Raw genomic sequence first — 19,666 nt, forward strand, 5'->3', positions numbered from 1 at the left:
CTTTTTATTCGGAATTAAACGTTGACATATTGTCATTCAGTTTTCAATGTTCTCGTTTTTAAAACAATTTAATAAATGGAGCGGGTGATCGGGATCGAACCGACGACATCAGCTTGGAAGGCTGAGGTTATGCCATTTAACTACACCCGCATAGGTATAATATTGAGTATAAGATTTAAAGCGTCTTAATGGTGCGGCTGAGAGGACTTGAACCTCCACGGGATTTAACTCCCACTAGGCCCTCAACCTAGCGCGTCTGCCGATTCCGCCACAACCGCTAAAAGTATATTTAAGATGTTTGTTCTTTTTAGCGACATCTTTCATTATAACCTTTCGAGAGTATGATGTCAAGAACTTTTTTGTGATTTTTCTGTAAGTACTTTCGCTTAGTTGCTTAAGCTCTAACAGTTTAGATTTAAAATTATACTTTCTTATAAAGTATAAGTCAATGATTAATTTATATTTTTTTAAAATTAATGGTGACCCGTACGGGACTCGAACCCGTGTTACCGCCGTGAAAGGGCGGTGTCTTAACCGCTTGACCAACGGGCCAACTTATTAAAATAACAACGTTTACTAATATACAGACATTCTTATATTAAGTCAATACATTCTTCACAATTTATTTTATGTTTTATATCTTTATTGACTCCCTTCTATATAATGTAACTTTTAAGTATCATTTTATTCTCATTTAGTTAGCTAAGCACTATGTTCATTAAGAATAAGCATTACGTTTTCCTTGTGTAAAATACTTGTAAAGATATTCATTTACTTCGGTTTAGAAGCTTGCTTTTGTTACTTATACTTGATATAGTTTATTTATAATAATTCTAATTAATGGAGGCAGTTATTGATGACTAATAAAGATAATAGACTTACTACTCTTTTCGGCAATCCCGTTGGTGATCGTGAAAATACAATGACAGCTGGACCACGTGGTCCTCTTGTAATGCAAGATCCTTACTTCTTAGATATGATGGCTCACTTTGACCGTGAAGTTATCCCTGAACGTCGTATGCACGCTAAAGGTTCAGGTGCATTTGGTACATTTAAAGTCACACATGACATTACACAGTACACGAAAGCTAAAATCTTTAGTGAAGTTGGGAAAGAAACAGAAATGTTTGCTCGCTTCTCTACAGTAGCTGGTGAACGTGGTGCTGCAGATGCTGAACGTGACATCCGTGGTTTCGCACTTAAATTCTACACCGAAGATGGTAACTGGGATTTAGTTGGTAACAACACACCTGTATTCTTCTTCCGTGACCCTAAACTTTTCCCAAGTTTAAACCACGTTGTTAAACGTGATCCTAAAACAAACATGAAAAATGCTGAAAGTAACTGGGACTTCTGGACTAACCTTCCTGAAGCATTACACCAAGTTACTATAGTAATGTCAGACCGTGGTATTCCTAAAGGTTTCAGAAACATGCATGGTTTCGGTTCACACACTTATAGCATGATTAATGAAGATAATGAACGCGTGTGGGTTAAATTCCACTTCAGAACTCAACAAGGTATTGAAAACTATACTAATGAAGAAGCAGAATCAGTTGTTGGTAAAGACCGTGAATCTTCACAAAGAGATTTATTCAATGCAATTGAAGAAGGAAACTTCCCTAAATGGAAAGTGTACATTCAAGTGATGACTGAAGAACAAGCTAAAACTCACCCAGATAACCCATTCGATTTAACTAAAGTATGGTACAAAGGTGACTACCCACTCATCCCAGTTGGTGAGTTTGAATTAAATAAAAACCCTGAAAACTACTTCGCTGAAGTAGAACAAGCAGCATTTGCACCAACAAATATTGTGCCTGGTATCGGATTCTCTCCAGATAAGATGCTACAAGGTCGTATCTTCTCATATGGAGACACCCAAAGATACCGTCTTGGTGTGAACCACCACCAAATTCCAGTGAACTCACCAAAAGGTGCATCGAATGTTTGCCCATTCTCTAGAGACGGTGCAATGCGTGTAGATGGTAACATGGGCTCTGGTGTTAACTACTATCCTAACAGTTACGGTGCGCATAACTCGGATCCTGACGCAAAACAGCCTGCATTAGATCTTGAAACTGCATCAATCTATGAGCACAATTTCCGTGATGACGATGATAACTACTTCGAACAGCCTGGTAAACTCTTCCGTTTACAGTCTGATGAAGAGAAACAACGTCTATTCAGAAATACTGCTGACGATATGGCTGAAACAACAACACGTACTAAACACCGTCATATCTATAACTGCTACCAAGCAGATCCGGATTACGGTAAAGGTGTTGCAGCTGCACTTGGTATCGACATCAATGATGTAGATCTTGAAAACCCTGATTACTTCCACAACATGTAAAAAAGTAAATATGAAAATGGCGGGAAATCTTTAAATAGATTTCCCGCCATTTTTTATACATCCTTCATTGTTAAAGCAATTCTATTTTTCTTTACATCTACATCCATTACTTTTACTTCTACAATATCTCCAGTATTTACTACGTCTAAAGGATGTTTGATATATCTATTAGCAATTTGAGAAATATGAACAAGTCCATCTTGTTTCACACCAATATCAACAAAAGCCCCAAAATCTGTTACATTTCTTACTGTCCCTGATAAAGTCATACCAGATTTTAAGTCTTCAATACTTAAAACATCAGATTTTAAGAGTGGAGTATCGTACTGATCACGTACGTCTCTAAGTGGTGCTTTCAAACTTTCGATAATATCTTCCAAGGTAGGTACACCTAAATCTAATGTTGTAGCAAGCTCTCTAACGTTGATTGATGACAGTTTTCCTCGGATTTTTTCTGTTCCTAAATCATCAATAGTTAAACCTAGAATTTTAATTAATTCATATGTTTTTTTATATTGCTCAGGGTGAATCTGAGTCATATCCAGCGGTTCTTTACCGTTGAATATTCTTAAGAACCCGACACATTGTTCATAGGTTTTATTACCTAAGCGCGCAACTTTCTTCAGCTCACTTCTCTTTTTGAAGCCACCATTTTCCTGACGATATAGGACAATATTTTTACTAATAGCCGGCGTGAGCCCTGCAACATGTTGTAAAAGCGTCACTGATGCTGTATTCAAATCGACACCTACTTGGTTAACAGCTGTTTCAACGACAAAATCTAAAGATTCCGTTAGGAATTTCTGATTAATATCATGTTGATATTGCCCAACACCAATTGATTTTGGATCAATTTTTACAAGTTCACTAAGCGGGTCATGAACACGTCTCGCAATCGACACCGCGCTACGTTCTTCTACGTTAAAGTCAGGAAACTCTACTCTCGCTATTTCTGAGGCTGAATACACACTCGCCCCTGCTTCGTTAACGATAATATAACTCAAATCTAAATTCTCTTCACTGATGAGTGAGCCGACAAATTCCTCTGACTCCCTTGATGCGGTCCCGTTACCAATAGCAATTAAAGACACATCATATTGTTTAATTAGATTAACTATCTTTTTCTTCGCTTCATCTTTTTTATTTACAGGCTTATGTGGGTAAACAACATCTTTAGCTAAAAAACTTCCTGTCTCATCAATGACTGCCAGCTTACAACCTGTTCTATAGGCAGGATCTAAACCGAGAATAATTCTTCCTTTTAGCGGTGGTTGTAATAAAAGACGTTTTAAGTTTTCTTCAAAGACGTCAACAGCGTGCTTTTCACTTTTTTCCTTTAAATCAGAACGGATCTCTCTCTCAAGTGAAGGTAGTAATAAACGCTTCAGACTATCTTCAATTGCGTCAGTTATTAGGTCAGCCGTCTTAGCACCATGTTTAATAACTTTTCCACTTAAGTACTCAATAAATTTCTCGTTGTCATGAGAAAACTTCACACTGAGTACCTTTAATGTTTCTCCCCGATTTAAGGCAAGAATACGGTGAGGTACAATATTTTTCACACGCTCCGTATAATCATAATACATCTCAAAGACACCTTCAGGATCGTCTGCATTTTTTCTCACAGTCGATACAAGACTCGAAGTTGCTTTAATACTTTTTAAAATATGCAAACGATAATAAGGATTATCAGATATCATTTCAGCAATGATATCTTTCGCGCCTTGAATTGCGTCATCTGCTGTAGTAACTTCTTCGTTAAGATAAGTTGCCCCAAGTGCTTGTATATCTTCAGTATCTCCTTTTAATATTTCTTTAGCCAGTGGTTCTAAGCCGAGACGTTTCGCTTCTGTTGCACGGGTTTTCTTCTTCTGTTTATAAGGACGATATAAGTCTTCCACACGACTTTGTTTGGTCTGTTTTAATACTTCTTCACGTAGCTCTTTTGTTAACATGCCTTGTTCGTCAATTAAACGTATGACTTCATCTTTACGCTTGTTTAAGTTTTCTAGGTATAAATATTCTGTTTCAATTTCTTTAATCGCAACTTCATCAAGTCCCCCTGTAGCTTCTTTACGGTAACGCGCAATAAAAGGGACGGTATTCTTGTCCGCCAGGAGTTCAAGTACTATTTCAATAGGTTGCTGATTGATATTCATCTTCTGGCTAATCTGTTTAATGAGTTCCTCTGTCATATACATAATCTCCTAATATAAAAAGCCCAATCTATACAGATGGGCTTTAGTAAATTTATTCTACTTCTTTGACTGCTTCTCTCAGCTTCTTAATTGCAGAACGTTGTAAACGTGAAACATGCATTTGACTTAAGCCTATGCGTTCTCCAGTTTCTTTTTGACTGAGCCCATCGATGAATGTAGAATGAATAATTTCCTGTTCTCTATCTGAGAGAATCGGTAAAACCTTCTCTAAAATCATACGTTTTTCAGCCAAGTCATAATTGTCATCTTGTTCACCCATTACATCGAGCAAGGTAACTGTTGAGCCATCCTTATCCGCTTCGATTGAATGATCGACACTTAATGCATTATAACTTTGACCCATTTCCATTGCTTCCAATATTTCTTCTTCAGTCACTTCCAATTTGTTTGCAAGCTCTAAAATTGTCGGTGAACGCTCCAGTTCATTTGTAAGTTGGTCTGTCGTATTTTTAATTTTGGGGCCGAGTTCTTTTATACGTCTTGGAACATGAACACTCCATGTCTTATCTCGTAGATACCTTTTAATCTCCCCGACTACGGTCGGTACTAGGAAGACTTCAAAACGACGGTCAAAAGACGTATCAAAACGTTTAATTGCCCCGAGTAGGCCAAGCATGCCGACCTGGACTAAATCCTCATGATGAGACTGCCCTCTTGAATATCGAAAAGCTAAAGATTCAACTAGTTTCGTATAGTTATCGACCAGTTTACTTTGAGCTAACTGATCTTCATTTTCCTGATAGCTTTTAATAAGCTGGTTAACCTCTTCAGGTGGCAGTCCGTAATTTTTATTTTGAGATTGCTTCTCCATTCGGTTGCACCTGACTTTCGCTAATATACTTCGTCATGCTAATTGTAACACCCGGTTCTTTTTTGAATGTCACCTTGTCCATGAGAGTTTCAATAAGGAAAAGCCCAAGCCCACCTTCTCTCAAATAGTTAATATTATCATCTTCATTATAAGGACCAAGCTCTGTTTTAATCTGTTCATAATCAAAGCTTTGCCCATTATCAGCAACGATAATTTCAACCTTATCATTAAATACAGCAAAGCCAACGGAGATATCTCCTGCTTCATCTGCACTATAAGCATGCTTAACAGCATTTGTTACTGCTTCTGATACGGCAATTTTAGAATCCTCAATGTCATCATAAGTTGCACCAGCTCTTGACAACACACCAGATAAGGTTAGACGGATTAAACCAACGTATTCAGGGTTCGACGGAAACTTCATTTCTATAAAATCATATTCGCGCGTCATTATTCTTCGACCTCCGAATTCTTGTTTACATACATCAAGTCACGTAAACCAGTAATTTCAAAGAGTTTCATGATTCTATCATTTACTCCAAGTACATGGAGCTCCTTGTTATGCTTATTTAAATCTTTTAAAGTTCCAACAAAAATACCTAGACCGGTAGAGTCCATGTAGTTTAATTCACTTAAGTCTACAATTAAATTGTGTTCTCCGGTAGCTGCGATCGGTTCAAAAACCTGCTTGAGTTCAGGCGCGGTATAAACATCTAACTCTCCTTTTACAGTCACTAGATATTCATCTTTATTTTCTGTCACATCAATACTAATGTTCATGATTATGTACGCACTCCATTCGATTCGTTTGTAAAAAGTATGGCTCCATATTTTTACCCTAAAACATAAAATTTGAAACTTACTAAGATTTTTTATTTTTTATAATAAACATCGTTAAATCATCTCTATAGCTTTGATGACGCATACGGGTTAAATTCTCATAGATGTACTGCACTATATCTTGAGGATGCTGATCTCTATATTCTCGAATCATATCTTTAATATCTTCCATATCGATAAATGAACCGTCATGCTTTCTTAACTCAGATACACCGTCGGTAAAGACAAATAACATATCATTCACTGCTAAGTCAGTAGATACTTCCTCGTATTCCGCCTCTTGCATAACACCAAGTACCAAGCCCTTACCATCTAACTCTTCAAAAACATCCTCTTCATGACGATAAATGAATGCAGGTTCATGACCTGCACTGGAGATACATAAATTAGCTTTTTTAAAGTCATAAAGACCGTAAAACATCGTAACGAACATATTTTTATTCACGTTTTTCTCAACTAAGCGGTTGAGACGTTGTAATGATTGTGAGGGTGGGTTCGATGAAGATGTTAAATCCATCCCAAATTTCAGCATGGACATAGCAATCGCTGCAGGAATCCCTTTACCGATGACATCCGCTACCGCGAACGTTAATTTACCATCAGCGTGTTCAATAATATTGTAGTAGTCTCCACTCACTTTTCTAGCAGGTACACTAATGGCACCGAGTTCTACGTTTTCCATAACAGGTATAGACGTTTTTAACATCGTCTCTTGTAAACTAGCAGCGACATCCATTTCTTGGTCATGGCGTTCCATCTTGTTTAGCATGGCCTTATAGTCCTTGTATGTAAAACCAAAACGAATCATCACTTCTTGTAGGACTTCTAGGGAATCTTTAATTAAGGTGTAACTATTAAGTTCCATCACATCAATTAGTTCAATATGTAAAGCAATCATTTCATCAGGTGATATATCCATATCAATCGCGCGCTCACTAAAGTCGTGCGCTTTATTATAAAGTACATCATCATCCTTTGACTCTAGATGTTCCCTTATCAATGTCTTATAATCTTCAACTAAGTCATCAATATATGTCACAACGATCACCTCCTATTTTAAAAAAGACTTTTGATAACAAAAGTCTAGTTTGCAGTCTTCTTATATTTTTTCTTTTTCTTCTTACTCTTCGGCTCAAGCGCTAAACTAATCTTTAGAGCCTCTGTAACTTCTAGCATTTTTTCATCATCTAAATATGTAAGTTTTTCTTGCAAACGGGTTTTATCCACCGTTCGAATTTGTTCGAGCAGTATTACTGAATCCATGTCAAGGTTGTACTTTTCCTTGGAAATTTCAACATGTGTAGGTATCTTGGCTTTGTTTATCTTACCAGTAATGGCGGCAACAATCACAGTTGGACTGTGAAGGTTACCTACATTATTTTGGATAATAACAACAGGGCGTTTGCCCCCTTGTTCAGAACCCTGCACAGGTGAAAGATCAGCTAAATACACTTCTCCTCTTTTCATCTATTCACCATCTTTTCTGTCATTGCATGCTGCGCCATTACGCTTAGACTCTCCTAAGCTGATCCGGTACGCTTCACTTTCGGCATTGAAGCTTTCCTGGGCAATCATCAAATTAAGCTCAGCCATTTCTATATATCCTATGACTAAGTCCTTTTCCAAATCGCTGTATCCTGATAAATTCATCAATACACTCAGCTCCAAAATACATTTATATCATACTTACTTCTCATCATAACATTTAGATGTTCTTAATGCCATGTTACGCTTGAATATCAATTGATGACTTCATTTAGAATAAATGTTTCAGTCTCATTTTTATACCTACGTGGTAATCGTTTACTAAAGGCACATAGTGACTCGTAAGTAATTGTATTGACATATTCACTATACTGTTCTAAGGACTGTTTCGAATCTGCCTTATCATCAACAATTGTTACGATCTGCCCTAACTCAGTACCATCGGGTACTTTAATCATTGTAGCATCCATACAAATTGTGCCGACGATTTGACATTCTCCCCCGTCTCCCAACTGTACTGTATAGCCCTGATGTTGGCGCATTAGTCCATCTGCATAACCGATTGGTAGTGTCGCAATGACCTCATCTTGATTTGCTGTATAAGTTCTTCCATAGCTTACACTATCTCCGGCTTTAAGCTGATGTAACCCACAAATTTCACTTGTGAGTCGAGCTGAAGGAATCAGCTTCACAGATGTATTGTTTTTAACATAATCACTTGGGTAATATCCATATAAAGAAATACCACTTCTTACAGCGGTTGTGAAGTCTTCTTCTAACAGTAGAGCTCCACCAGAATTACTCATATGAATATAGGTAGGCTGTTCGACAGCTTGAACAATACCTTTAAACTTCTCAAATTCTTCAAGTGTTTCAGGACCTTCAATATCGCTAGAGGTAAAGTGACTATATATACCTTCGTAAATAAAACTCTCAAAGTGATTAATGCGATTAATCATTGCTGAAATTTCATCAATATCATCAGTTCCGTAACGGTTCATGGCACTGTTAACTTTTATATGAATCCATACCGATTTATCGTACTTATCATCTACATTATCAATCGCAACATTAACCCAATTTAAATTTGGTGCAGTCACTGCAATTCGGTGCTGGATTGCCTTGTTAATCTGTTCAGGATTAATCGTACCTAACACGAGAATCTTCTCTTTGATACCGTGCATTCTTAGAGCAATTGCCTCATCAAGTGTGGCAACAGCAAAAAATGTTACTCCCGCATCTGCAAGAAAGTTAGCCACAACTTCAGCTCCGAGGCCATAACTTTCAGCTTTAACGACTGCAATAAACGTTTTGTCATGATTCTTTGCTTGAATCGCCTTATAATTTTTTTCTATGGCTCTTAAATCAACGTCGAGTACGGTATCTCTATAGTACCTATCACTCATCTATTTTCCTCCTCAATAATCACCGTCGCAACCGCATAATCTCTAGAATGAGAGATTGAAACATGGACGTTAGGGTCACCTTTAATCATCGGCTTACCTTGTTCATCATTTATACAACAGATATCATTAAAGCTAATTGCCTTACCAATACCTGTACCGAGCGCTTTGCTATAAGCTTCTTTAACAGCAAAACGACCCGCTAAGTAAGCAGTTTTTCTATCTAAATTATTGATTGTTTGATAGTGCGTAAATTCTAAATCACTTAGAATTCTTTTAGCTAATCGATCATCCTTATTGACCTTGTGAATTCTAGAAAGTTCAATTATATCTGTTCCAAGTCCACTTATCATAAAATATTACCTGCATTTTTTTGTTGACTATTTCGATTGATCAACGTTCGAATATCACTTCGGAGTTCGTCAGCCTTTTGATTTTCCAACTCAGGAATATATAATCTTTCAGCCGATGTTTGTAAGGAAATACCTTTTAAACTCATTTTTTTCATAATGGGACCGACCGTCGTATCGATGTTTTGCACCCTAAATAATGGTACTGAAACTTCTGATTTAAACCAAATACCGCTGTGTATACGTATTTCATCCTCTAACACTTGATAACGGAAGTATTTGTACTTTAATTTCGGCGTAATCCATGCACTAATCAATAGAACCAAGAGGCCGAGACCGACTGGTATTAAAAAGATCCACCAAGGTATAAAGTCGAAAAAGAACGTAGCAATACCTATTGCTAGAGCAATCACAAACCAAATTCCTGCATTAATCAGTGCTCGAATTCTCCATAGTTTGATTGCTTTCGGTGATATCCGCTTCATCATCAGTCCCCCTCTCTATATATTTCCATATTCTCTCGATATCATCTTTTTCGATAAATTTAATTTCCGCTGACGAACTTAGTACACCACCCGGTGTCGACACTTCAATATGCCCGAGGTCTGCTCGGTGCAGGAACGGGTTTCTACGATACGTTGTATCTATAATTTTATCATGCTTAATCGCAAAGTGACGACGCGTAAAGGCTGATGCCGTCATCATGTTAATTTCATCTCCATAAATGGTATAACCAACATTCTTAGCACTATAAATACCACTTATTACAAAGATAGCTAAGAGTACTACCGCACCAATATAGATATAGGTCATGAATGACTCATCGTGGAAGAAATAAGCGAGTACGCCCACCGCGATTAAGAAAAACAGAATCGTAAATTGGAAGTATCTTCTATAAGATCGAACCGGCACTACTCTTTTAGGCGTGGTCATATGATAGTTTGGGAATATGTCCCCTATTATCTCATATAATTCTTTCTTTTTAATGAATGGGAGTAATTGAACCTTACCATCAACCTCATCTGATTCTAAAGAATCACTTGTTATCGAAACAGACAGTGCATAATAACCAATTAATCGGCGTAATAAACTGTCAGAAATAACGACATTTTGTACTCGATTTATATTCACGCTCTTGTTCTTCTTAGATAATAACCCATATTCGATAGACAGATCATCACCCCAACGTTTCAAGGTGTAATCATAGTTTCGAACCATAATAATCGTCGTACCAATAATATAACCGATTACGACAAAGATCAGTGAGGCAAGAACGACTGCCAGCACAACACTTCTAATAATATCCTCGAAGTATTCAAAGTAATTCTCAATGACAATTTCGCCACCTACGATATTAATTAAACCGAAGAATATTGCAGAAAAGACACCTAGGCCTCCACTCGTCATTGCCATGAGTAATAATTCCTTAAAGGACATCTTTTTAATCGTTTCAAAGCTTTCAATACTTTTAGTTGCAGTTTCTCTTGGCCAAGGGCTCGCATCACCTATATTGATTTCTGTTTCATCAAGTGATGTCACTTCCTCTTTCTCTTCTTTTTCCTCATAGATTGCACTTTGTATTTCTCTTGCTTGAGATTTTTTTATGGTATCAATTTTAATGCCATCACCTGGTGTTAAAATATCAAGCTGAACGGCACCAAAAATCCTTTGGAAAAATGGCTCATTAAAATCAATAGACTGAATGCGTTTGATGTCTAAATCTTTCTCATTTCTTGTTATGACACCGTCTTTAAAAACAAATTTATTATCCTCAATCCAAAATCTAGTTCGGTATTTATTGATCACATCATAACCAGTTAATAAGATAAATACTAAAACTAGAATACCAATACCACTAAATAATAATTTTGGACTGACTGTACCTGAGAACAGCTCTTCTCTCATATTAAACAAAATAATCAGTGTCGGTATGAACATATTTCTAATTCCTTTAACGACACTGCCTAAATATGCAACAGGGTGTAATTTCTGAGGATTATACATCGCTAGACTCCCCCTTTACAAGATCAACTATATTTTGTTTTAAGGATCTCGCCTCTTCAATTTTGAGTGGTGGCATCATTATACCTGTACCAGCAGTCTTAATTTCAACGATACTTAAATTATATTTTCTAGATAAAGGACCACTGTTGAACGTCACACCTTGTGCGCGTTTAATTGGGATCATTTGTGTTTTCACTGTAAAAAATCCTTGACGGACAACGATTCTATCTTCATGTAACTGATAAGAAGTCACCCGTGAATATATGATTGGCCTTAATATTACAAAGCTTACTAGCCAAAGGACTATGATACCTAAAAATATATAGTACAACCAAGTTGGCCAATCTAGAAAATAGACACCTACTGATGCACCAATAAGCACTAGTAATACGATCATCCAAGTGAGTAAGGCTTTAATCATTAAGTAGGGTCTTACACGCTTGTCCATTTGTATCATCGCTAACACATCCAAAATTTATTTACTTCTATAATACAACAGTCACAAAATAGAAAAAAGAGCTAGGAAATTGAGATTCCTAGCTCTGACGTTTTTATCTTTCGTGATCTTTAAATACACGACCTTGTTTACTTGTACGTCCGCCTTGTCCTTGGCGTTTGTTGTTTTTGCTGCCACGTGATTTAAAGTTGTCTCTACCACGTCTTTGGTTACCACTTCTGTGGTTACCTTTACTATAATTTGGTTTGCCTCTGCGTCCTTGACCTTTGCGAGAAAGTGGTTTTTCAAATGACAATTGAATATTGTCATCTTCTTTAGAATACAGAAGCTCATTAACTAGTGCTGCAATAATTGCTTTAGGCTCATGTTGAGTCATAAGACCTTCAGCGATTTCTCCGGTATGTTGGTTATTATTTTCTTCTAACCATTTACCAATTTTTTCATAGACTTCTTGTTCCCGTGCTTTTTCCACTTCTTTTTTACTTGGTGGACGAAGGGCACGAATTGCTTTTTTCTTATCGTTTTCAATTTGACGTAAGAAATCCATCTCAATTGGGTTAACGAAAGTTAATGCCATACCTTCTTTACCTGCACGACCTGTACGACCGATACGGTGAGTATAAGATTCAGTATCTTGTGGAATATCAAAGTTGTACACATGTGATACTCCTGAAATATCTAAACCTCTTGCTGCAACATCAGTTGCAACTAAAATATCGAGAGAGTTGTTTTTAAACTTCTTCAATACTTCAAGGCGTTTGGATTGTGTAATGTCACCGTGCAAGCCTTCAGCTCTGTAACCTTTGGCAATTAATGCACTTGTTAATTCGTCAACACGGCGTTTTGTACGACCAAAAACAATCGCAAGTTCTGGTTGGTGAACATCTAAGAAAGATGTAAATACAGATAATTTCTCTAACTCTTTAACAATTGTATAAAACTCATCGATTAAAGGATCTGAGTTATTTTGATTCATCGTCTTCACAACTGTCGGATTCTTCATAAAACGTGTCACTAAGTCTTGGATTGCACGTGGCATCGTCGCAGAGAATAGAAGTGTCTGACGGCCTTCTTCAGGTACTTTACTCATGATGAATTTAACATCATCAATAAAGCCCATGTTCATCATTTCATCCGCTTCGTCTAAAACAAGTGTCTGTACATCTTCTAATTTTAGTGTGCGGCGATTAATATGATCAATCATACGTCCTGGCGTTCCGACGATGATCTCCGGTTTTCTCTTCAAATCTTTGATTTGACGTTCAATGCTCATACCACCAAAAATAACGGCAGTCGTTAATTTCTTTCTCTTAGCAAATGCCTTTAACTGATCGGCTACTTGTACAGCTAACTCTCTTGTCGGTGTTAGAACAATCACCTGAGTACCTGCACCTTTAGTTGTGTTTTCAACGATTGGGATACCGAAAGCACCAGTTTTACCAGTACCAGTCTGTGCTTGCCCAAGGATATCCTTTCTCTCTAATGCTAATGGAATACTTTCTTCCTGGATGGGAGTAGGTTCAGTGAACCCCATATCAGTAATGGCCTGTATTGTCTCATCACTGATTCCTAATTCTTTAAAAATCTTCAAACTTTAGTCTCCTTTGACTATTCATTTCTCGCATGTACAACTTCTCTATAGTAACACTTCACGCCTCAATTCACAAGCTCTTTTCTTGACTACCCTTAAAGCAAAAACGCTCGACTAAAATATTGGCCTCCAGCAGCTTCTCTTCTGTAAACATCAATAGGTGCGGCCCATGCTCAAGTAAAAACAATTGCGAGTTAGGCATTTGTTCATGCGCTTTTACACTTGCTTGATAAGGCACTAATAAATCAATCTTGCCGTGTATGAATATAACAGGACATGTCACTTTTCTTAAATCACCAGTTTTTGCTTCCACTATTTTGACGAATTCATTCATCGCTCGAAGTGGGATATTTTTTAATCGTGGACTCACTCTTCTAATCATATTATATCTCAAATGATCCTTCACAACACTTGATGAGAGGTTTAAACGATGCAACTTTGAAATTTTAGTGTGATCGAAGGCCGGTGCGATTAAAATTAATTTATCAACATGGTAATTTTGCGCGAGGTAAGATGCAAAGACGCCACCCATAGAGTAGCCAATGATGTATATTTCATCCACTCTCTTAGTTAGATTAAAATACGCCTTTTCTGCTTCTTGATACCAATCATCACCAGCTAGGCCCACTAAGCTTAAAGTGTAGCCATGACCTGGGTACACAGGAAATTCATAATCAAAATCATATCGCTTTTTTAAATATTTAAATGTTGGCTCTAATTCAAAACGCCCACCTGTATAGCCATGTAGAAATAAGATGCCGACTTTAGCGATCTTGTATCACCCTTTCTAAGGCCATTCCCCTAGAACCTTTTAGTAAGATTGCTGTATCTTTATTTAGATGTTCTGTCACCTGATCTCTCAAGTCCTCAATTGTCCAGATATGCATTTTGTTTTTAGTCTCTAAAATATTATGAATGTACTCTGTATGCTCACCGAATGTATATATATAGGTGAAGTCTGTTGGCAATTCATTGATGAAGTGCCCAACTGCCTCATGAAGTTCCTTAGAATAACTACCGAGTTCTAGAATGTCACCGAGCACTAGAATTTTGTTGGTGTAGTCGAGTTGACTCATTGTATCAATTGCACTGATCATACTAGCCTTAGATGCATTGTATGCATCATTAATAATTAGAGCACCACTCTTGTCCTCAATACGTTCCATTCTCATTGTTGTCACTTTTAAGTTTTCCAGATTTGCTTTACTTTCAGCTAAGCTAACACCTAAACTTTCAGCAACTAAAATAGCGAGTGATGCATTCAGTGCGTTATGGGCACCAAGTTGAGGAATCGAAACCACTTCGCCTTTAAATGTAAATTGCGTACCTTCACCATTTGCGCTGATATCCGTAATCAACGCTTCATTTTCTTCATTTAAACCAGCTGTTTTTAATGTATATGGTACATCTTTTTTAACGATGTTTTCTAAGAGTGGATAATCTTTAGAATAAATGAATGTACCCTCATCTTTTAATTCATCAACTATTTCGTATTTTGCCTTAGCAATATTTTCTCTAGAACCTAACATTTCTATATGGGATTCACCGACACTAGTAATCACTGCAATATCTGGTTTTGCAAGCTGACTTAAAAAACTAATATCTTTTAGTCGGTCCATCCCCATCTCTAAAATTGAAACCTCAGTATCCGCTTCAAGCTGTAAGATCGTTAATGGCATACCAATTTCATTATTAAAATTACCGATTGTTTTTTGCACCTTGTACCGTTTATTTAAGACACATTCAATCATGTCCTTGGTCGTCGTCTTACCATTTGACCCTGTCACAGCAACAACCTTCGGTGCAATTTCATTCAAATATACCTGGCTAATCTTCTGAAGGGCTTTTAATCCATCCTCAACAAGTATAGTAGGATAACTCGACTCCATATCGTCTTGTTCACTTAAGGTTAGCGCTGCACCCTTGTCAAAAGCCATATCTATAAAACGATGACCATCGACATTTTCACCTTTGAACGGAATGAATAAGTTATTTGTTTCAATTGTGCGTGTATCGATGGAGACACCCTCGATATAATTATCTTTTAAAGTTTCAGCCTTCTTATTTAATGTACCGCCACAGGCCAAAGCGATTTGCTCAAACGTTCTTTTTATCATTTTCTTCATCCTAATTTTTCTTATTTACTGATATAATTATAAAATAGTTGTATACTAAATGTCATGATTTCTATATGAATTAGGTGACTTACGTGAGTAATAATAAATATCAACGACAAAATATAAATATATTCGCACGCGTCGACTGGATTTTAATCATTTTAATCTTGTTATTAGCAACTGTCAGTGTGATTGCCATCCATTCTGCGATGACGAGTGGTCAGTACGGTACAGATTTTGGTACGCGTCAAATCATGTTCTACGCACTCGGTTTTGTTATAGCACTCGGCTTAATGTGTATCCCCTTTAAATTAATAAAGTCCTATACTTGGATCTTATATACAGTAGGCGTCCTGAGTTTACTCATCCTATATATTGCGCCAGTCTCATCAATTACACCGATTATTAACGGGGCTAAGAGTTGGTATCAGTTCGGGTTCTTCAGCATCCAACCTTCAGAGTTCGTTAAAATCATTTATATTTTAACGATGGCTTACGTGATTAGTCAGCACAATAAATACAAGCTCACCGACACACTGGCCATGGATTTAAGATTGTTGCTCAAATTAATTTTAGTTTCAGTGTTGCCGATGATCTTAATTCTTCTACAAAACGACATGGGTACTGTACTCGTGATGATTGCAATTTTCCTCGGCTTAGTCATTGTATCCGGTATTAGTTGGTGGCTCATCATTCCAACTTTTACTGTTGCTGCAACGACTGGAATTGCATTAATCTTAGGCATACTTTACCGTCCAGATATTCTTGAGAAATACTTAGGTATTCACCCCTATCAATTCGAGCGTATCTATTCTTGGTTAACGCCTGAGGCCTTCCAATCAGACAGTGGCTTCCAATTGACCAATTCACTGATTGCAATTGGTTCAGGTGGAATTACTGGTAAAGGTTATACAGATGGTATTATATATATTCCAGAAAATCACACAGACTTTATCTTTACGATTATCGGCGAGGAGTTCGGATTCATAGGATCAACTATTGTAATTCTGATTTTATTTATGTTGATTATGCATTTGATTCGTATGGCTTTTCAAGCGACTGATAGCTTTGCATCTTATTTTATAATCGGCTATATTGCACTCTTGGTCTTCCACATCTTCCAGAACATCGGTATGACGATTCAGCTTGTACCAATTACAGGATTACCTTTACCGTTTATAAGTTATGGTGGTAGTGGACTTTGGTCGAACATGGTCGCAGTTGGTGTACTCTTAAGTATGTACTTCCATCACCTATCCGGTCCAAAATTAAAATAAAAAAACTGCTGTGGAGGCGTTATGCATCTACAGCAGTTTTCTTTTAAATATTATTTTCTTTCAGTCTAAGTTGTTCCTTGTTAGCAATACGGTTCATAATTTCAAAACGAGATTTCGAAGATGAGACCTTCACACCGAGTTCATGCAGCATCTGGACGACTTCCTTAACTTTACTTGTGTCGTTTTTGCGCATATGGACACTCCCTTTTTATAGCTAACTTTATTGTACTTCTTTATAATATAATTATCTATACTTTTCAGAGAGAAAATATTACAGACTTATTACAAAACTATTTTATATTATTTTTTAGAAAGGGATTCAAGCATGTATATTCCGTTTACAGACATTTATATAACGGACCAAGTGGTGTTTACAGTTATTACTGCTATTATATTTTTTGTAAACTTCTTACTCGCCATTGGTCTAATATTTTTAGAACGACGTAGTGCACAAAGTGTTTGGGCTTGGATGCTCGTCCTGTTCTTCCTACCGATTGTCGGTTTCTTATTATATATACTTTTTGGTAGAACGATTTATCGACAACAAATATTTAAAATAGATGAAAAAGATAAGGTTGGTCTCGAACACTTAGTCAGTGAACAACTAGAGGAAATCAGAGAGAATCACCTATCCTTTTCTAATAGCACCGCAGAGAAGCATAAAAAACAAATACATATGCTCCTTTATAACAACCAGTCCTTTGTCACAAGTAACAATGATGTGACAACCTATACCAACATGAATGACAAATTTGACCAAATGATCAGAGATATAGATGATGCAGAAGATCACATTCATTTCCAATATTACATCTTCAAACTCGATGGTATTGGGAACCGTTTGTATAAAGCACTTTTAAAGAAACAAAAAGAAGGCGTCTCTGTGAGAATACTATACGATGATATAGGCTCACGGTCTTTATCTTTAAGAAATTTCTCTGATATAAGAGAGCAAGGCGGTTTAGTTGAGGCTTTCTTCCCTAGCAAACTACCACTCATCAACCCACGTATCAACAACAGAAACCATAGGAAAATTGTGGTTATCGATGGACGTATCGGTTATATCGGCGGGTCAAACGTCGGTGATGAGTACATCGGGCTGAGTCCTAAAATGGGTGCTTGGCGTGACACACACTTACGTATCGAAGGTAATGCCGTGAAATCTTTACAGATTCGTTTCATGTTAGACTGGAACTCTCATGATACACGTTATAATATGCACAATACTGAGCGATTCTTTCCTGAGCTACCATCTGTTGGTGACACGACGATGCAAATTGCTTCAAGTGGGCCAGATGAGAACTATCAACAAATTAAATATGGTTACTTAAAAATGATTTATAACGCGAAAGATACGATATATATTCAATCTCCATATTTCATTCCAGATCAGTCAATAATGGAAGCTTTAAGAATTGCCATTCTAGCAGGGATCAAAGTATACATCATGATTCCAAGCTTCCCAGACCATCCCTTTGTTTACTGGGCAACTTATTCAAATGTTGGTGCTTTGATGCGTATGGGGGCAAATATCTACATGTATCAACCAGGATTCTTACATCAAAAAGTATTTATTATTGATGATGAAGTTGTATCTGTGGGTACGACTAATGTTGACAACAGAAGCTTTATCTTAAACTTTGAAGTCAATGCATTTATGTATGATAAGGAAGAAGCTAAAAAGCATCGTCTCATATTCGAAAATGATATTCAGTATTGTGAAATATTAACTGAAGAAAAGTATGATGATAGAGGTTTATGGATTAAGTTAAAAGAAGGCTTAGCCAATCTCATATCACCAATCCTATAACACTAAAAGCCGATGTATGAATTATAATTCATACATCGGCTTTCTTATTTTAACAATTATTTTTTACGTTTTTTCTTAGGTTTAACTCTTGAGTTTTTCAAGCGTTTTTCCTTTTCAGCTTTTTCTTTCTCATGTGCTTCAATAATTGGTGCCATTTCTTCATGTACTTTCTTACGATAGAAAGTATTACCTGCCCAAGTTTGGAAGATTAGGAATAGACCACCAACTGCCCAATATAATGGTAAGGCTGAAGGAGAAATTGCTGAAATCCAGATAATCATCAACGGTGAAATAAACATAAATAGTCTCATTTGTTGACGTTGTTCTTCTGGTACAAATCTCATTGAAATCCATGCTTGAACTGCATATACAATACCTGCAATTGCAACCATGAAGTAGTCTGTTTGCGTTAAGTCCATCCATAGGAACTCTGGGTGTGCTTCAATCCCACCTTCTGAAGGGAATCTAAGTGCAAAGTATAAGGCCATAACGATTGGCATTTGAATTAATATCGGTAGACAACCCATATTTAAGGGGTTGATATCATGTTTTTTGTACAATGCCATCATTTCTTGCTGTGCCGCCATCTTCTCCTCTTGAGTCGTAGCGACCTTAACTCGTTGTTGAATTTCTTCCATCTCAGGTTTGACGATCTTCATTTTTTCTCTCATCATCATCTGATTCTTGTATGTACGCATCATGAACGGGAAGATTGCTAGACGAACAATCAATGTAATAATAATGATTGCTAAACCATAATTGTAATCTAAGTTATCTCCTAGCCAATGTAATAATGTATCCATTGGGCTAACTAATGTGTTATAGAAGAAGCCGTCTCTATTCTCTTCTTGAGAATAATCACATCCTGCAAGGAATAAGACTAAAATCATAGAAGCAGGAAATAGCCATTTTTTAATCATTTCTTCACCTCAAATAATATCTCGCA

At 36.9% G+C, this 19,666-nt stretch carries 20 protein-coding genes and 3 tRNA genes; 3 read left to right on the plus strand and 20 right to left on the minus strand.

Annotated features, from left to right (window positions below; translation table 11 throughout):
- Positions 1-76 precede the first annotated feature (76 nt).
- From EYB29_RS06420 to EYB29_RS06430, 3 genes are all read right to left on the minus strand, one after another.
- Positions 77-150 (minus strand) — tRNA-Gly (locus EYB29_RS06420).
- Positions 151-189: 39 nt separating this feature from the next.
- Positions 190-278: transfer RNA gene (locus EYB29_RS06425), tRNA-Leu, on the minus strand.
- A gap of 199 nt (positions 279-477) precedes the next feature.
- Positions 478-552, minus strand: a tRNA-Glu gene (locus EYB29_RS06430).
- Positions 553-856: 304 nt separating this feature from the next.
- Between EYB29_RS06430 and EYB29_RS06435 the strand changes: the two genes are divergently transcribed.
- Positions 857-2,356: a catalase gene (locus EYB29_RS06435; RefSeq protein ID WP_166626919.1), complete on the plus strand. Its 1,500-nt coding sequence runs from the start codon at positions 857-859 to the stop codon at positions 2,354-2,356.
- A gap of 53 nt (positions 2,357-2,409) precedes the next feature.
- Here EYB29_RS06435 and EYB29_RS06440 read toward each other — a convergent pair whose 3' ends face one another.
- From EYB29_RS06440 to EYB29_RS06510, 15 genes are all read right to left on the minus strand, one after another.
- Positions 2,410-4,551 carry a Tex family protein gene (locus EYB29_RS06440; protein WP_166626920.1) on the minus strand — a complete coding sequence of 714 codons (2,142 nt, stop codon included), beginning with the start codon at positions 4,549-4,551 and terminating at the stop codon, positions 2,410-2,412.
- Between the two features lie 55 nt (positions 4,552-4,606).
- A complete protein-coding gene (gene sigB / locus EYB29_RS06445) occupies positions 4,607-5,386 on the minus strand; it encodes an RNA polymerase sigma factor SigB (protein ID WP_026867238.1) in 780 nt (259 codons plus the stop codon).
- Positions 5,364-5,837 carry an anti-sigma B factor RsbW gene (gene rsbW / locus EYB29_RS06450; protein ID WP_026867239.1) on the minus strand — a complete coding sequence of 158 codons (474 nt, stop codon included), beginning with the start codon at positions 5,835-5,837 and terminating at the stop codon, positions 5,364-5,366. The genes sigB and rsbW overlap by 23 nt, the downstream gene beginning before the upstream one ends.
- Complete coding sequence (locus EYB29_RS06455) at positions 5,837-6,166, minus strand: STAS domain-containing protein (RefSeq protein ID WP_166626921.1); 330 nt, start codon at positions 6,164-6,166, stop codon at positions 5,837-5,839. The genes rsbW and EYB29_RS06455 overlap by 1 nt, the downstream gene beginning before the upstream one ends.
- 82 nt (positions 6,167-6,248) lie before the next feature.
- Positions 6,249-7,265: a PP2C family protein-serine/threonine phosphatase gene (locus EYB29_RS06460; RefSeq protein WP_051220551.1), complete on the minus strand. Its 1,017-nt coding sequence runs from the start codon at positions 7,263-7,265 to the stop codon at positions 6,249-6,251.
- Positions 7,266-7,309: 44 nt separating this feature from the next.
- Complete coding sequence (locus tag EYB29_RS06465) at positions 7,310-7,693, minus strand: type II toxin-antitoxin system PemK/MazF family toxin (RefSeq protein WP_026867242.1); 384 nt, start codon at positions 7,691-7,693, stop codon at positions 7,310-7,312.
- The gene (locus EYB29_RS06470; RefSeq protein WP_198687400.1) at positions 7,694-7,879 is read right to left on the minus strand and encodes a hypothetical protein; all 186 of its coding nucleotides are present in this window, start codon (positions 7,877-7,879) and stop codon (positions 7,694-7,696) included.
- Between the two features lie 86 nt (positions 7,880-7,965).
- On the minus strand, positions 7,966-9,117 hold the full coding sequence (gene alr / locus EYB29_RS06475) for an alanine racemase (RefSeq protein WP_166626922.1): 1,152 nt from the start codon (positions 9,115-9,117) through the stop codon (positions 7,966-7,968).
- A complete protein-coding gene (gene acpS / locus EYB29_RS06480) occupies positions 9,114-9,467 on the minus strand; it encodes a holo-ACP synthase (RefSeq protein WP_026867245.1) in 354 nt (117 codons plus the stop codon). The genes alr and acpS overlap by 4 nt, the downstream gene beginning before the upstream one ends.
- Positions 9,464-9,952, minus strand: coding sequence for a PH domain-containing protein (locus EYB29_RS06485; protein ID WP_240921843.1), 489 nt, complete (start codon positions 9,950-9,952; stop codon positions 9,464-9,466). Before EYB29_RS06485 ends, acpS begins: the two co-directional genes overlap by 4 nt.
- On the minus strand, positions 9,894-11,468 hold the full coding sequence (locus EYB29_RS06490) for a PH domain-containing protein (protein ID WP_166626923.1): 1,575 nt from the start codon (positions 11,466-11,468) through the stop codon (positions 9,894-9,896). Before EYB29_RS06490 ends, EYB29_RS06485 begins: the two co-directional genes overlap by 59 nt.
- Positions 11,461-11,916: a PH domain-containing protein gene (locus EYB29_RS06495; protein WP_166626924.1), complete on the minus strand. Its 456-nt coding sequence runs from the start codon at positions 11,914-11,916 to the stop codon at positions 11,461-11,463. The genes EYB29_RS06490 and EYB29_RS06495 overlap by 8 nt, the downstream gene beginning before the upstream one ends.
- Before the next feature lie 103 nt (positions 11,917-12,019).
- Positions 12,020-13,516, minus strand: coding sequence for a DEAD/DEAH box helicase (locus EYB29_RS06500; protein WP_166626925.1), 1,497 nt, complete (start codon positions 13,514-13,516; stop codon positions 12,020-12,022).
- Positions 13,517-13,586: 70 nt separating this feature from the next.
- A complete protein-coding gene (locus tag EYB29_RS06505) occupies positions 13,587-14,288 on the minus strand; it encodes an alpha/beta hydrolase (protein ID WP_371807500.1) in 702 nt (233 codons plus the stop codon).
- Entirely contained in the window at positions 14,281-15,633 is a 1,353-nt protein-coding gene (locus tag EYB29_RS06510) for a UDP-N-acetylmuramoyl-tripeptide--D-alanyl-D-alanine ligase (protein ID WP_166626926.1), read from the minus strand. Before EYB29_RS06510 ends, EYB29_RS06505 begins: the two co-directional genes overlap by 8 nt.
- Positions 15,634-15,725: 92 nt before the next feature.
- On the opposite strand from EYB29_RS06510, the gene EYB29_RS06515 reads away from it, so the two are divergent.
- A complete protein-coding gene (locus EYB29_RS06515; RefSeq protein WP_026867251.1) occupies positions 15,726-16,910 on the plus strand; it encodes an FtsW/RodA/SpoVE family cell cycle protein in 1,185 nt (394 codons plus the stop codon).
- Positions 16,911-16,953: 43 nt separating this feature from the next.
- Here EYB29_RS06515 and EYB29_RS06520 read toward each other — a convergent pair whose 3' ends face one another.
- Complete coding sequence (locus EYB29_RS06520; RefSeq protein ID WP_166626927.1) at positions 16,954-17,103, minus strand: Lmo0850 family protein; 150 nt, start codon at positions 17,101-17,103, stop codon at positions 16,954-16,956.
- 132 nt (positions 17,104-17,235) lie between these two features.
- Here EYB29_RS06520 and cls point away from each other — a divergent pair, with 132 nt between their 5' ends.
- Positions 17,236-18,720, plus strand: a complete 1,485-nt coding sequence (cls, locus tag EYB29_RS06525) for a cardiolipin synthase (RefSeq protein ID WP_166626928.1) — start codon at positions 17,236-17,238, stop codon at positions 18,718-18,720.
- 56 nt (positions 18,721-18,776) lie between these two features.
- Here cls and yidC read toward each other — a convergent pair whose 3' ends face one another.
- On the minus strand, positions 18,777-19,640 hold the full coding sequence (gene yidC / locus EYB29_RS06530; protein ID WP_166626929.1) for a membrane protein insertase YidC: 864 nt from the start codon (positions 19,638-19,640) through the stop codon (positions 18,777-18,779).
- Positions 19,641-19,666: the final 26 nt, after the last annotated feature.

Source organism: Jeotgalicoccus sp. S0W5, assembly GCF_011634875.1.
Taxonomy (GTDB): Bacteria; Bacillota; Bacilli; order Staphylococcales; family Salinicoccaceae; genus Jeotgalicoccus; species Jeotgalicoccus marinus.